Here is a 13,903-nt window from a genome sequence, read left to right as displayed (position 1 = left end):
ATATATCCACTATTACAACCACAAACGAATAAAGGCAAAACTAAAACGCATGAGCCCGGTACAGTACCGAACTCATGCGTTAGAGGTGGCCTAACTATATAATGTCTAACTTTTTGGGGTCACTTCAAGAGATTGTGGTTCCTTTTATTTTTAACTTTAGATGTCTTCCTCCCGCTTCATATAACCTTGTGAAATCGCCTACTTTACTGATTATCTGTCATCCTTATAAACCCTTTAAATCTGGTTCCTTGATAAGTTAATTCGCCTTGATCACCAATTGAAATTAATCCATAGTGTTTGTCTCCTACATATAGTTCTTTTCGGGTATTATCTTCAAACTCAAATGTTATGTAATAATTTGTACTTGTACTGATATCATTTGATCCGCCCCATACTTGAGTTCGTTTATCTGTAACCTTACATCTCTTCTGTGTTATCTCCGATGCATTATTTGAAATCCAGGTTGATAGTACTTTTATTATGACGTAAGCAAATACACAGATTACGAATATAAGAATTAATCCTTTATAGGTTAGGAAAAACGGAGGAACTTCTAGTAGAAAAGCAAAAAAACTAGGTGGTCCACCAAAATTGTCCATCGTAGTCTCCCCTCTTACTATTTGTGATTTTTATAGCCCTTGCAATAATTTCGTGTAACGTTGTTGTATCTACGAACCCCATCAAAGATATTTTTGGTTTTTCTTCAATATTACTAGGTTTCCTTTCATTCCTTCATGGTTATAACCACGACCTGTGACCATTTGTAACGGAAGCACCGGGCCTCGATCAAAATATTGGCTAAAGTATCGATCAACCGATGTTTCAGTCACGAGAACAAAATGTCCATCTTCTTCCTCGTCACGACAACCTCGAAGTAGCATCATCCCACCAGGTTTGAGAATACGAGCAATCTCATTGACATATTGATCCCGGTTTTCTTCACCAATCGAATGAAAGCAACCGCGATCATTTACAAAGTCTATGAATTTATTCTCCACTGGTAAGTTCAGGATATCCCCTTGGCGCCAGTCAACTTCCACTCCAACCTCCTTTGCCCGTTCAGCAGCGATTCTAAGAGCCTCGGTGCTTATATCCACCCCAATTACATCCCAACCTTGTTGGGCAAGAAATATGGCTTCTCGACCAGCCCCGCATCCAACATCCAAAGCTACCTTCTTCCTCGGGAAGGTCATAGTAGCAATAAAAGCGACCAACTCTTGCGATGGATATGGAAGATCCCAGTTTGTAAAATTTCCACTTATATAATGTTCATCCCAGTTCGTCATGTGACTACCTCCTTTTAAATTTATTCTCAACCAATAATTCTTTGATCTTCTTGATCTTTTGACCAGGCTGCAGCGCAGCTGCTGTCCTTTGTTAGTATTTTCCGGAACTTACTTCAGGCTGGTACGAGCAGACATATTTTTTCGATTTCCATTCGTATTGAACCTTTAATTCGTCTTCATTGCGGTCGACAGCCATCATGAAGGGATCTGCTACGGGATCGCGGAGTGTAACCCGAATATCGTTTTCTTCCTTCTCATATGTCCCAAACCATACTTGGGTGAAGTTCTCAGTTGGTTCATCAATAGTTATAAAATCAGTTTTGGAAATTTTATCAAAATGGATTCTGGAAAAACAACCTTCCGATTGGGAACCAGAGGTAATTGTCCAAACTCCATCTAATTTCGACTTCGCCTGGCTACAACCCACCAGCAAGGTAATAGCCGATAATACAGCAATCATTCCTACTACCGGATTTTTCATAAAGTCCCTCCACATCTCGTTGTATTTAATCCCATTGATCAATGAAATATTATGATAAAGCTGAATAGCCCTCCTAATTTGGCGATAAGTTAGGTTGAGACCGAGAGCTGAACTACCCGAATCCTAACTTCTTTCTCAAAATCATACACAAATAATCCACTCATTGACACTCAATAATGGAAAAACAAACAAATATTGGACTTTACTCCTACTATATGTGAACAATGTAGTGGGCTGCTGCTCCCTCCTTGATCCCAAAAAAAAATGCACCCTTGGATGGCACAAGACTTCCTTAAAGGATTCCAATGCCAATTCCAAGGGGGCAATCACGATTAATGCCACCTATTCACTTCATTTCTATATCAACTTCCGTCTATACCATTTATCTCCCCTGAACCGCCACCAGAAAATAGCTCCGCGCACGCCCCATTCGGTGACCATCGCGACCCACACACCCATAATGCCGAATTTTAGCGGAATCGCAAGCACATAGCCCAAAATAACGCGCAGCACCCACATTGAGAGCAGAGATGTCAGCGAGGTAAAGTTCGAGTCCCCCGCTGCACGGAGTGCCGAAGGCAAAACAAAACTTACGGACCAGAAAAGCGGCTGCGTAATCGCGATGAGAAGCGTAAGATTAAAGATATCTGGAATAATTTCAGCCGGTGGCGAAAACAGGTTAACGATATACGGGAACAATGGCAAAATCACCGCTGCAATGAATATGAAAAAGGCCGTGGACAACCCGAGAAAGGACTTAGTGAACTTTCTGGCGTCCATAATGCTCCCATTGCCGATACATTGGCCGACAACCGTCACCACGGCGATGCTCAGCGCACTGCCCCCGATCTGGAACAGCATCGATATCGAACCGCTGATGGCGTTCACCGTAATCGCAAGCGTCCCCAGCTGCACGATGAAAGTTTGCGTCAGCAGCTTGCCGCCGTTAAAGAACATCTGCTCCGCCGCAAAGGGAATGCCGATGACCATAATTTTTTTGAGGATGGAAAAATCGATCTTCAGCGCATTTTTGATCCGGTACTGCATGGAATGATTCATTCGGATCATATAAAACAGCGACACCGCCATCCCGAGCACTCTCGCTGTGATTAAGGATATAATCAGTCCCTTAACGCCCATGTCGAATACAGTAATGAACAGGATATTCAGCAGCATATAGGTCACATTCAGGATCAGCGAAAGCCCCAGACAAGCCTTGGTCTCCCCTACACCCCTTAATGCACCGGTGACCGCTTGAAAAATCCCGATGAACGGATAAGAAATACAACTTCCGATCAGATAAATCCGGGCATTCTGGAACACATCAGCATCCGCCTGCCCGAATAACAGGTTCAGCACCGGCGTATGAAAAGCAATCACACTCACGCTCAGGAGCACGGACAGCACCGCAACCGCCGTAATGGCCTGCCCCGCAGCCTTCGATACCATCTCCTGATTCCCGCTTCCTTTATACTGCGCAACAATGACCGTTCCTCCGGTCGCCACAGCAATAAAGACATTGACTAAGAAAATATTCAGCGAATCCACCATACTGACTGCACTCACAGCCGCTACGCCCGAGGAGGAAATCATCGCCGTGTTCATTAGACTCATTAAAATAATAAAAGCTTGATCCACAAATATCGGAATGATGATCGCGATAATTTGCTTATAATCAAGCTTACTTCCAGTGAAGTACTTATTCAGAAACGTTTTCGTTTTTTGTTTATAATAGGGAGCTGGTGTACCCAAGTCATCATCTCTTTTTCAGTGTAATTAAATGCGTACACTATTATAGCATGGTTTCGGCGGATGGGACGTGATGGAAACATTTTTTTCGATCGTATCTGACTTACATCTTGATAAACACAATTTTCACACCAACAATCTGTTTCTCCCCGTTCATGGCCATATATACCCCGTAGGCTCCGTCTCCCATACCTGTGCGTGAAACCACGCCTCCATCCAGAACACCCGCTTCTTCCCCACTCTCGGTCATATCGCAGCAGGCGTAATACCATTCACTATCTGTATCCGAGCCTATGTCTTTAGCATCGGCATCAGGAATTCTATATTTTTGGATGTCAAAAATCCCTGCTTGTCCACTATCCACACCAACAATAAATGGGCATTTCACCCATTCCAAAGACGCCTCTTGTTCAGCGACGGAATGATGGTAAGCCGTTAATTTGGAGCATGCTTCGCCCCAGTCTCTGACTTCAACTTTCTCTACTTGACCCACCCAAGAGCCATTCAACACAGAATCTAACACACCCATAATAATGGTTTCGGTATTTAAATCATAACAAGGATCGGCTACAACCAATTGGCCGGAATTCACTTCAAAATTGCCTAGCTGAATCATCATGAGAATGCCTCCAAATATATAAGTAAGATTAATCCTATTTTATCATGTGTGATTCATCTTATCCTCAAAAAAGCTATGCAAAATAAGTGGATACTACATGCCGCGCATAGCAAAAGGGGCTGGCCTGAGGATTTATCCTTGACCAGCCCGCTATTTTTGCGGTCCACTTCGCTGCGAGACCAATTCTGCAACTGCATGCTATTTCGCTTCGATCTTCTCCGGTTCACCCCGAGTGAACACTTTGACACTGACAACTGGCTTGGGATCACCCTCGAATTTGCAGCTGAACGACAACGTCTGTCCGCCGGCAGCTACAGTCGGTACTACGGCGGATGTTTCCACGGTTCTTAGCAGGTTCCAGTTCTGATCATAGATTTTGCCTTCGGGGCTGCCGTCGCAGACAAGGTACTCATTGGCCGCGACTTCGGTTTCAAAGGTCATATAAGTCCCGTTCGTATAGAAAGTCGGACGCTTCACTGCAGCATCTTCATTGCCGTAAGACGGCATCACGCGCAGGCAGAAACGGAGCGACTGAGCCGCATACTTGTTGTAGAAGGTCCAATCTGCGCCTCCCGGCTGACCGGGTTGCAGCTCATCCGGGCTGCAAATGAACGGCCTCGAGATAGCAATCGGATACAGATTCCATCTCCCCGTTCCTGCTTCCTCCAAATGCCAGTCGCTTTTTGCATCGCAAAGCCGCTGACGCTGCTCCGCAGTAAAAGCCTTCGCATGCCGAGCTTCCTCCCAGACGCGCACGCTTTCCAGCAACACATTGATATTGCCGTTACGCTCAAGTACAGCCATGTCGGCCACCAGTGAGAAGCCGGCGTTGAATCCCGCCGCTTTGGACAGCACCCATTCAATTTCATCCAGCGTAGTCGCTTCAAAGCGTTCCGAAGCAGAACGGATCAGGAACCAGCCCAGCATAGGCGGAATGAAATTTCGTGCGAAATAGCGCTGGTTGCTGAGCCTCAGTTCAAGCTGGCCTTCGCGGGTGTGGGCGCCCCACGGTTCGCCCCAGTTGAAGCGGGTAAATATATGCCATAAATAATTGGGCACAACGATGCTCGCATCATTGATGACCTCGCTGCCCCAACGTTCATAGCACATATTCACAAACCGATTGACGCCGTAGCCGTCCTGTCCCGTGGCATACAAGCCTTCCAAACCGTCAAACGAAATTTGCTTTAGTCCAGCCTCGGACATAAGTCCGCTGATTCGTTCGCTGAATCGGTCCTGCAGCCGGATATTCGGGAACACAACATCATACGGATGATCCCATAAACGGCCGATTTCCGTTCCCGCCTGATGCGGGGCCGGGGCGGTTCCGTGCATGCCGCGTTTGACGCCTGTCAGCTTCCAGGGCGCACTCTCCGAAACGCCGTCATACTCGATGAGTTCCTTATCCATCATAGCCGTATGCCGGAACAAACTGGCTGTAAACGGGCGAGGATCTTCGATCCCGATCTCCTGGTCCAAAGATCCAATCGATGCTGTCAGCTTCGCAGTGCCGACCTTTTCCAGACCTGCATCAGGAACGGGAGAAACATAAGGATCGTTCAGCGTCGTGAAGTTGGACAAGGTATGAATGCCAACATGCACCCCTTCTTTCTCCGCCAGTTCAACACAACGCTTCAAGCTTTGGTCCCCGCCTTGGAAATACTTGGGCTTCAGCTTGAAATGCCCCCAATTCTCAAACGGATCAGGATGGTATACATAGTTCAAACCGGCCTGGCGGGTATACCGGACGGCCACCTCCATCGTCTTCTCAGAAAAATCGGTAATCAAATAAGACCGGGTAGCCGCGGGCGACGTCTTCCCCCAGGCACCGTCAAATTCCGGATGAGGCAGCCCTTCTCCAAGCTCAACCGCTTCAATCGTCGCCAGCACTTGATCAACCGGACAGCCGAATAAAGCGATTTTAGTGCCTGGAATGCGGGCGTCATCGCCGTCCATGCCCTCAACTTCTGCATCCGGCAAATTCCATACCGGACGATGCGCTGGTTTAGTCCGGTTGCGGGCGAATGACTGCAGCAGGCTCCCGCCCCTGACAATGGGCCATGCCGTACACACTTCGTAGTCGAACTTGTTGTCGGACAGCTGCCGTCCGCCGGAATCCGCATCGTCGCAGGCGGCATAGGTCGGCTGGACATATTCCATCCTTTGAAGCTCCGCTGGCCAGCCCCCAACCGTTTTCAAATTCAGTGCCTGCATCCCGATAGCGAAATCACCGCCTTGAACAACTCCTACCGATTCACCAATCGATGAGTCAATCGTCATGACGATCGGCCCCCAGATCAAGGTATCCGGGTCTGCGCCGTCGATACGGATCACCTCAAAGGTTGCATAGCGCTCCCTGCTTGCTGTGGCAACTGTCACTATAGCGCCACTAGGATAATTCAGCGTCAACTCCCCTGACGCCGCATGATATTTTGCCGCTGAAGGCTCTTCCAACTGCTGCCCGGTCGCAAGACGAATGAGCGGCGATTTGTACGCTGTGCTCACATACCGTTTCTCGCCTCCTGCATCCGAAAGTGCTGTTATTTCCCCTGTATCGCTTATTCGAATGGACATCGATCCAGCCTGTATATTAAGCATGTCTCCGTTTCCTCCTTAAAGACCTCTATCGTTTCAGGAAATGAAAGGAGGCCCTCTTCAACTAACGCCAGAATAAGGCCTCCCTCTTTGCTATCAGGTTATTTCTTTAAATTTTCATCATATACTTTTTGAGCTTCTTCCAGCACTTTGTCTCCGCCCATCTTCTTCCACTCAGCAACAAATTTATCGAATTCATCGAGAGATTTGCGGCCCGTAATAAAGTCGATGTAGGTGGTAAGCGTGAACTGCTTCAGTTTATCCTGATAATCGTTGTATACCGGCTTGTTGAACGGTGATAGAATATCGATCACTTGTGTACCTTTCGCCCGGGTATCTTGCGCTAATTTGCGCATGTCTTGATCCGACGTATAGGTGGTTTGGAAATTGTAATCGTTGAAAGAGCCCGGCAAGGAGAAACCGCCGATCCCCGCTTTTTTACGTTCTTTTTCATCATCGTACGGCGAGATGAAATCTATAGTACCTTTATCACTCTTCTTCCAGTGCTTACCTTCCACACCAAAGTTCATCAGCTCATACGTAGACGGATCAAACTCCGTAGCTTCAAATACCTGCATATATTTGATCATCTTGTTTTGATCCTGTGCCAGCTGCTTGCCGAACATGACGCCAGACGCGTAAGCCGGATTATATTGCGAAATGCCGTAACTGCCATCCGGACCCTTGACGCCGCCAACCGTATCAAAGTTAAAATCAGGATGCTTCTTTTTGAGCTTATCATACCATTGCTCGCCGCCCAGGAAAGCGTTTCCTGGAAGAAATGCCCACCAGTAGAACTCTATGGCACCGATCTTGTCGGCTAGCACTTTATCCTCAACGTTACTCCCTTTGTTAACGACAAACTCAGGATCGATCAATTCATTCTTGTACCAGCGGTTCAGCACGGTAAGCGCCTCTTTGGCTCCCGGCTCAATCTCGCCACGGACAATCTTGCCGTCTTTTTCCCGGAAAATATTCGGATAAGCATCAAAAGCGCCAAAGACGGAGCTGAACATCGTTTCGATATTATCCCCCGAAGCGGTGATGCCATAGGTGTCCTTTTTGCCGTTGCCGTCCGGGTCATCATTGCGGAATTTGGTAAGCGCTGCTTCCATTTCCTCCAGCGTTTCCGGCGTTTTCGTGATACCAACCTTCTTCATCCAGTCGCTGCGGAAGGCAAGCTGGAGGCCGTCGATTCCAATATCCCATATGACCGGCAGCCCATAGATTTTGTCGTCTCTTCTTACATATTTGAAGGGATCGTCGCCCAGATATCTTTTCAGCCATGCAACGTATTTCGGCATATACTGTTCAATAAGATTCTGCGGAATTTCAGCCGCAACGCCTTGCTGTATCAGCTTGTCGTAATCGGTAAAGTTCGGTTCCTTCCACCAGTCAGGGATATCGTTGGAAGCGATCATCAGGTTCAGCTTTTCTTTCATTGCATCTCTTGACGAACTGATAAAATCCATATCGACGTTGTAATCCTGTTTCAGCTTCTCAACAACGGGTGAATTCGTGGTTGTCGCATCATCCAAATTCCAGAATGTCAGCTTCGTCTTCTCCTCGGCCTTGGTTCCGTTCTCCGAGGTACTGCCGGCATCGGCTCCTTTGGTGGAATCCGTCTTGCTGCAGGCCGACAGGACCGAGATAAACAGGGCTCCTGCCAATATTCCGTTCAACCAGCTTCTCTTCAATTCAATCATCCCTTTCTTGAGATCGTTTTCAAAAATGAAAGCATTCAACCTTTAATGGCGCCGATCATAACGCCCTTAACGAAATATTTCTGAATAAACGGATACACCACTAGCATCGGAATAATGGAAAGCATGACGACCGTCGCCTGCAGCTGTCTGCCAGAGAAGATCGTCTCCTTGCCTATATTCTGGATCACATTATTGATATCTGTCATATCGTTCTGTATGATGATTTTGCGCAATACAATTTGCAGTACCTGCTTGTGCGGATCTGAAATATAGATCATACTGTCGAACCAGGCATTCCAATGCCCGACCCCAACCCACAGAGCAATGGTTGCAAGTACCGGTTTGGATAGAGGAATGACGATTTGAGCGAATATTCGAAGATAACCGGCGCCATCGACTCTAGCCGATTCTTCTAGTTCATGTGGAATAGATCTAAAGAAATTTCGCATAATCAGTACGTTAAATGATCCAATCATACCGGGGATGACAAGCACCCATATCGTGTTCAGCATATGAAGTTCCTTGATGATGAGGTAAGTAGGGATCAAGCCGCCGCCGAACAGCATCGTGAACAAGATGAAGCTAGTCAGCATCCGATTGAAAGGCAAATCCTTTTTGGCCAGCGGGTAGGAGGAGACCGCCGTGAAAAATACGGATAGAACGACGCCTACGGTTGTACGGACAATGGTATTCCAGTACCCTCTCCACAGTTCATCGAACTCCATAGCCAGTTTGTAGCTTTCGAATGTCCATTGCTTGGGGAAGAGAACCAGGCCCGTGGCATAAGCGGTTCCTTCCGTATCTGCTCCGTCAAGGGAAATGACAATTTGAGTCCAGAACGGATACAGCGTAGCAATCATGATCAGCAGCATGATCATATACAGCAGGGCATCCACCACTTTGTCCCCTGCTGTCTTCTTGATGTTAATCATACCGACCGCTCCTTCGTTAGAAACTCTACCATAATGCGTGCTCCTTCCCACCTAGGCGCTTCACTACAGTATTGACGGTAATAATCAAGAGCAAAGCGATTACCGATTTAAATAATCCTACGGCTGTAGCATAACTGTAGTTCATTTCAACCAGACCTTTGCGGTACACATAGGTGTCGATAATGTCCGCTACGTTATACACTTTGACATTGTACATATTGAAGATTTGATCGAATCCGGCATCCAGTATTCCTGACATGGACAGGATGAGCATGATAGCGATTACAGGAGCAAGCATAGGAATGGATATGTGGAACATTCGTTGAAAGCGTCCAGCGCCATCCATGACGGCCGCCTCATGCAGTTGGGGATCAATATTCGATAATGCTGCGAAATAAATGATCGAGCCCCAGCCAAAACCTTGAAAGATGCTCGTAACAACCAGAATCGTCCGGAAATACCGGTCATCTGCTAGAAAGAGCGCCTGCTCCCCGCCGAACAGGTGCACGATCATATTGACCGGACCCTCAAGCGAGAAGATGGTAAAGAAAATGCCACCTAATACAACCCAGGAGATAAAATGCGGTAAATACGATACCGTCTGTACCAACCGTTTGAATTTCATACCGGGCATCTCGCTCAGCAATAAGGCAAACAGAATCGGAACAGGAAAACCAAAGAGAAGCTTATATATACTGATAATGAGTGTGTTACGTAATACCGTGTAGAAGTAGGGATCTTCAAATACCATTTCGAAATGCTTGAATCCGACCCAAGGACTTCCCAAAATTCCCTGAGTAATCTTGAAATCCTTGAAAGCCAGCAGTACACCGTACATCGGAGCATAGTTGAAAATGATGTAATAAATAACCGCCGGAATCATCATCAGTAGCAAGACACGGTACTGCTTGATCTTCTTTCTGGTTTCTTTAGTCAGCATGTGTTCTGCACCTTGGATGTACACGATTCTTTCATTGTCATCACCCCTTTCTATAGTGAAAACTATAGCAGAGGCCCAAAATAAAGAAATTATCAAATATTTTGGAAATGATTCAGTTTTTTACGAACTTCGATATTGTGGAACGGTGATGGTCATGATCGTGCCTAGTCCGAGCTGGCTGCTAACTGAAATCCCGTACTCCGGCCCGAACAGAAGCTGTATTCGGTCATTCACATTTTTGAGCCCGTAGCCGGTGGAATGCACCGTCAGAATCCTCTCAGCCGTATCCGGCGGCATTCCCGGCCCGTTATCTTCCACGGCAAAGACAATCGTATTGTCGCTTATTCTCGCGCTCACTGTCAGCAGGCCGTGCCCCGCCTCCTTCTGGTCAATGCCATGGAGGATCGCATTCTCAACAAGCGGCTGGAGAATCAGATGGATCGTTTGGTAACCGTATACCTCTTCCTCAATTTCATATTTCACGTCAAAGCTGTAGTCACGCATGATCTGGATAATGTCCACATAGGACTTCATATTTTCGAGCTCGTCCCTTATAGAAGTAATGTTGTTCCCCCGGTTAAGCGCCGTACGGTAAAACTTCGAAAGAGAGGTTACCACGTCACTGATCTCATGAGATTCGCTTTTTATCGCCCTCCAGTTGATGAAAGACAGCGTATTGTACAAAAAATGTGGATTGATTTGCCACTGTAAAGCTCTCAGCTCCGCTTCCTTTTGCACAATTTTGCTGCGGTAGGATTCGTCAATCAGCTCATTCAGCCTAATCAGCATCCGTCCGAACCGGTTTGTCATCTCTCCGATCTCGTCTCTGGACGAGCTTGTCACCCGAAGGCTCAAATCCCCCATCTCTACCCGCTTCATCATGGAGTTGAGAGCATAAATACGCCGGATCATCGTTCTGGAGAAAATATAAATAATGACGAGCAGCCCCGCAATACAGAGCAGAATCAAGCCCATGGTGACACTGATAATTGAGCCGGCACCCTCGGATACCTTCTTCGAGGGAACAAAGCAATAGAAGGTCCAATTCGTCTGCTGGATCTCCTTCTTGACCAGAAAAAATGAGGTTTGCCCGCTCCTGATCATCCCCCCGTTTTCATTCAGCAAATCGCCGGACAGCAGACCTTGATGCTGGTTGGCATTCGGATTGGCATAGATCAGGCGATGATTCTCATCGGCAATGAAAATAGCATAATCCTGCAGTGTATTCGGAAAATGAAACAAATCCCTTGAATTGATCCTCATATAGACGAGGTTCGTATTTCCAATCGTATTGAATCTTGGGAACTGCGCAGTAACGATCAATCCGTCGTCGTAAAACCATTGATTCCGGATCGGGGCAGCCAGAAGGGCATCATTGTACCACCGCTCCTGGCTTACCCGTGAAGCAGAGAGAAGAGCATCGCCGTATTCCGGAACGGAGCTTTGGGTGTAAAACGTGATCTGTTCAATGTTCGGGTCCATGTTCTTCATCATGTTAAAATACGGCGTCAGGTAGCCGTTCAGATCGCGAGACAGATTAACGAGATCGATATAGTCGTTCGTCACAATTTTCTCAAAGGTAGCATTATAAATAATGGATCGTATCGAGTGATTGTATCGTTCCAGCGAGTTCTCGATGCTTGCCGTGATTGTACCCGCGTTCTTTTCAATCCCCTGCAGCCCCTGGTACTCCAACATTTGCTTGGATTGATGATAGGCGTACAGCCCTAGTACCAGAATCGGAATAATGATCACCGTCAAATAAGATACGAACAGCTTATGCTTGAATCGCATCCGGTCAAATAGCCAAAGACGCTCCCGTCTCATGGCTCACACATCTCCCGGTATTGTGACGGCGATACGCCGTAATGACTTTTGAACAGCGAACTGAAATAGGGGAAATTGCTGTATCCAACATCCTGGCTGATATCGATAATTTTGCGGTTCGTCGTCAGCAGCATCTCCTTGGCCTTCCCCATTCGGTACATGGTGATGAATTTGTTGATACTGATCCCTTTTTCCTTTTTGAACAAATAGCTTAAGTAGCTTGGTGATAAATAGACCTGCTTCGCCAGCCATTCCAGCGATAGATCGGTTTGGTACTTGGTATGTATCATCCGAACGACCTCCTCGATCGCCCTCGGCATCCCGTCCCTATAACCTTCAACGGAGGGTATAAGCTCATCCAAAATGGCCTGCATCACTCCACGCAGATCGTATAATCTGGTAGCGTTATTGATTTTCTCAAGCTCCTTCTTGAACAAGCCGGGTTTATTGAGTGAAGTCACGTCAAAGATCGATCTGACGATCTCCATACATACATATTTGATGTAGACGACGGAGAGCTGATTGCAGTTCTGCACGGTGTCGAACAGTTGCTCGAATCGCAGTCTGACAATACTCCAGCGGCTTAGCTGGACATACTGCTTGATTTCCTCCATTGCATCATTAACCGAAGCCATCATATCGCCTTCCCCCGTCAGGATCATCCGGTTTGCCTGCAGCACCGTTCCTTCCTCGAGAAAAAAAGCAATCTCCATGACTGGCTCCAGCTCCTGATACGCCTTAAACAGCTGATTGGCCTCATCAATCGGACCACTAACAGCTACCATCATGTTCTGGCCGTAATCCTCCTTGAGTCGGTTGATGATATCCTGACCCAGCTCCGTATATACCTGCACCGGCTCATCCACGGCCGCTTCAACGAGAAGCAGCCCCTGGAACTCATTCAAATGAATCAATTCAAACCCACGGTCCACCGCCTTCGCCAATTTCGCTTCAAAATCATCCCGGTCGAACAGACGGCTGCGCGAAGTCAGCATCAGCATTCGGATCAAGGAGTAGCCGCATATACTGCTGATCGGCACCGTCACTGCCTCCTCCAGGTTTTGCCCTAGAATGAGGCCCGCGAGTATCTTCTGCTTCTCGTATCGAACCTCCTTCAAATAAGCTTCCTGCATCCGTTCCTGCTTCTCCTTAAGCAGCCGCTCCTGTTCACACTGCTGAATCACATTGGACAATACCTTGATGAACTCGCCAACCTGAACCGGCTTCAGCAAATAGTGCACCGCCTCCAAGCTGATGGCCCGCTGGGCATATTCGAATTCTCCGTAGGCGCTCATGAAAATAACCTTGATGGGACGCCCGGATTCCCGTACTTTCTCCGCAAGCTGCAGTCCGTCCATTCCCTTCATCCGGATATCGGACAGCAAAATATCGACGTCATGGCGATCCAGATAGGAAATCGCTCCTTCACCGCTTCCCGTTTCGACAATTTCCAGATCAAATCCATATTTCTCTACTAAAAACCGGACACCGTCCCGTTCAAACTTGTCGTCGTCAACAACGAGCATCTTCAGCATTTCTTGCACCACCTTATATCCAAATATAATTACATATAAAGCGTTTACATAAGTAAAATTTGAAACAATTCTAACACAAATGGGCTTATTGCATAACAGCGACATTTCTCTCTATTCTCTTCATGAAATGAGGACTTTATATGAAAATTATTCCTAATCATATATCTTAGTGGTACAATACTAAATTAAGACATATTTCTCCAAAATACTGTCTTTATTCTACATAATCTAAG

At 46.9% G+C, this 13,903-nt stretch carries 12 protein-coding genes; 1 reads left to right on the top strand and 11 read right to left on the bottom strand.

Annotation, left to right across the window (positions count from 1 at the left end; genetic code table 11):
- Nucleotides 1-94 (top strand): IS3 family transposase (locus tag MUG84_RS21110; RefSeq protein WP_244723193.1); only part of this gene is annotated, 94 nt, incomplete at its 5' end.
- 109 nt (nt 95-203) lie between these two features.
- Here MUG84_RS21110 and MUG84_RS21105 read toward each other — a convergent pair.
- The 11 genes from MUG84_RS21105 to MUG84_RS21055 all read right to left on the bottom strand — a co-directional run bounded on the left by MUG84_RS21105 (nt 204) and on the right by MUG84_RS21055 (nt 13,670).
- A complete protein-coding gene (locus tag MUG84_RS21105) occupies nt 204-599 on the bottom strand; it encodes a DUF2500 domain-containing protein (protein WP_244728590.1) in 396 nt (131 codons plus the stop codon).
- 81 nt (nt 600-680) lie between these two features.
- Nucleotides 681-1,286, bottom strand: coding sequence for a class I SAM-dependent methyltransferase (locus MUG84_RS21100; protein ID WP_244728588.1), 606 nt, complete (start codon nt 1,284-1,286; stop codon nt 681-683).
- Between the two features lie 91 nt (nt 1,287-1,377).
- On the bottom strand, nt 1,378-1,767 hold the full coding sequence (locus tag MUG84_RS21095; RefSeq protein ID WP_244728586.1) for a hypothetical protein: 390 nt from the start codon (nt 1,765-1,767) through the stop codon (nt 1,378-1,380).
- A 357-nt stretch (nt 1,768-2,124) separates the two neighbouring features.
- The gene (locus MUG84_RS21090; RefSeq protein ID WP_244728583.1) at nt 2,125-3,519 is read right to left on the bottom strand and encodes an MATE family efflux transporter; all 1,395 of its coding nucleotides are present in this window, start codon (nt 3,517-3,519) and stop codon (nt 2,125-2,127) included.
- 100 nt (nt 3,520-3,619) lie between these two features.
- Nucleotides 3,620-4,135 carry a DUF4241 domain-containing protein gene (locus MUG84_RS21085; RefSeq protein WP_244728580.1) on the bottom strand — a complete coding sequence of 172 codons (516 nt, stop codon included), beginning with the start codon at nt 4,133-4,135 and terminating at the stop codon, nt 3,620-3,622.
- A gap of 198 nt (nt 4,136-4,333) precedes the next feature.
- Nucleotides 4,334-6,733 carry a hypothetical protein gene (locus MUG84_RS21080; protein ID WP_244728578.1) on the bottom strand — a complete coding sequence of 800 codons (2,400 nt, stop codon included), beginning with the start codon at nt 6,731-6,733 and terminating at the stop codon, nt 4,334-4,336.
- Between the two features lie 98 nt (nt 6,734-6,831).
- On the bottom strand, nt 6,832-8,427 hold the full coding sequence (locus MUG84_RS21075; protein ID WP_244728576.1) for an extracellular solute-binding protein: 1,596 nt from the start codon (nt 8,425-8,427) through the stop codon (nt 6,832-6,834).
- Nucleotides 8,428-8,471: 44 nt separating this feature from the next.
- The gene (locus MUG84_RS21070) at nt 8,472-9,368 is read right to left on the bottom strand and encodes a carbohydrate ABC transporter permease (protein ID WP_244728574.1); all 897 of its coding nucleotides are present in this window, start codon (nt 9,366-9,368) and stop codon (nt 8,472-8,474) included.
- Nucleotides 9,369-9,393: 25 nt separating this feature from the next.
- The gene (locus MUG84_RS21065) at nt 9,394-10,308 is read right to left on the bottom strand and encodes an ABC transporter permease (RefSeq protein ID WP_244728572.1); all 915 of its coding nucleotides are present in this window, start codon (nt 10,306-10,308) and stop codon (nt 9,394-9,396) included.
- Nucleotides 10,309-10,428: 120 nt separating this feature from the next.
- Complete coding sequence (locus MUG84_RS21060; RefSeq protein ID WP_244728569.1) at nt 10,429-12,135, bottom strand: sensor histidine kinase; 1,707 nt, start codon at nt 12,133-12,135, stop codon at nt 10,429-10,431.
- Nucleotides 12,132-13,670 carry a response regulator transcription factor gene (locus MUG84_RS21055; RefSeq protein WP_244728566.1) on the bottom strand — a complete coding sequence of 513 codons (1,539 nt, stop codon included), beginning with the start codon at nt 13,668-13,670 and terminating at the stop codon, nt 12,132-12,134. Before MUG84_RS21055 ends, MUG84_RS21060 begins: the two co-directional genes overlap by 4 nt.
- Nucleotides 13,671-13,903: the final 233 nt, after the last annotated feature.

Source organism: Paenibacillus mangrovi (assembly GCF_022898935.1).
GTDB lineage: Bacteria > Bacillota > Bacilli > Paenibacillales > Paenibacillaceae > Paenibacillus_AQ > Paenibacillus_AQ mangrovi.
This window is presented reverse-complemented; position numbering and strand designations above follow the sequence as displayed.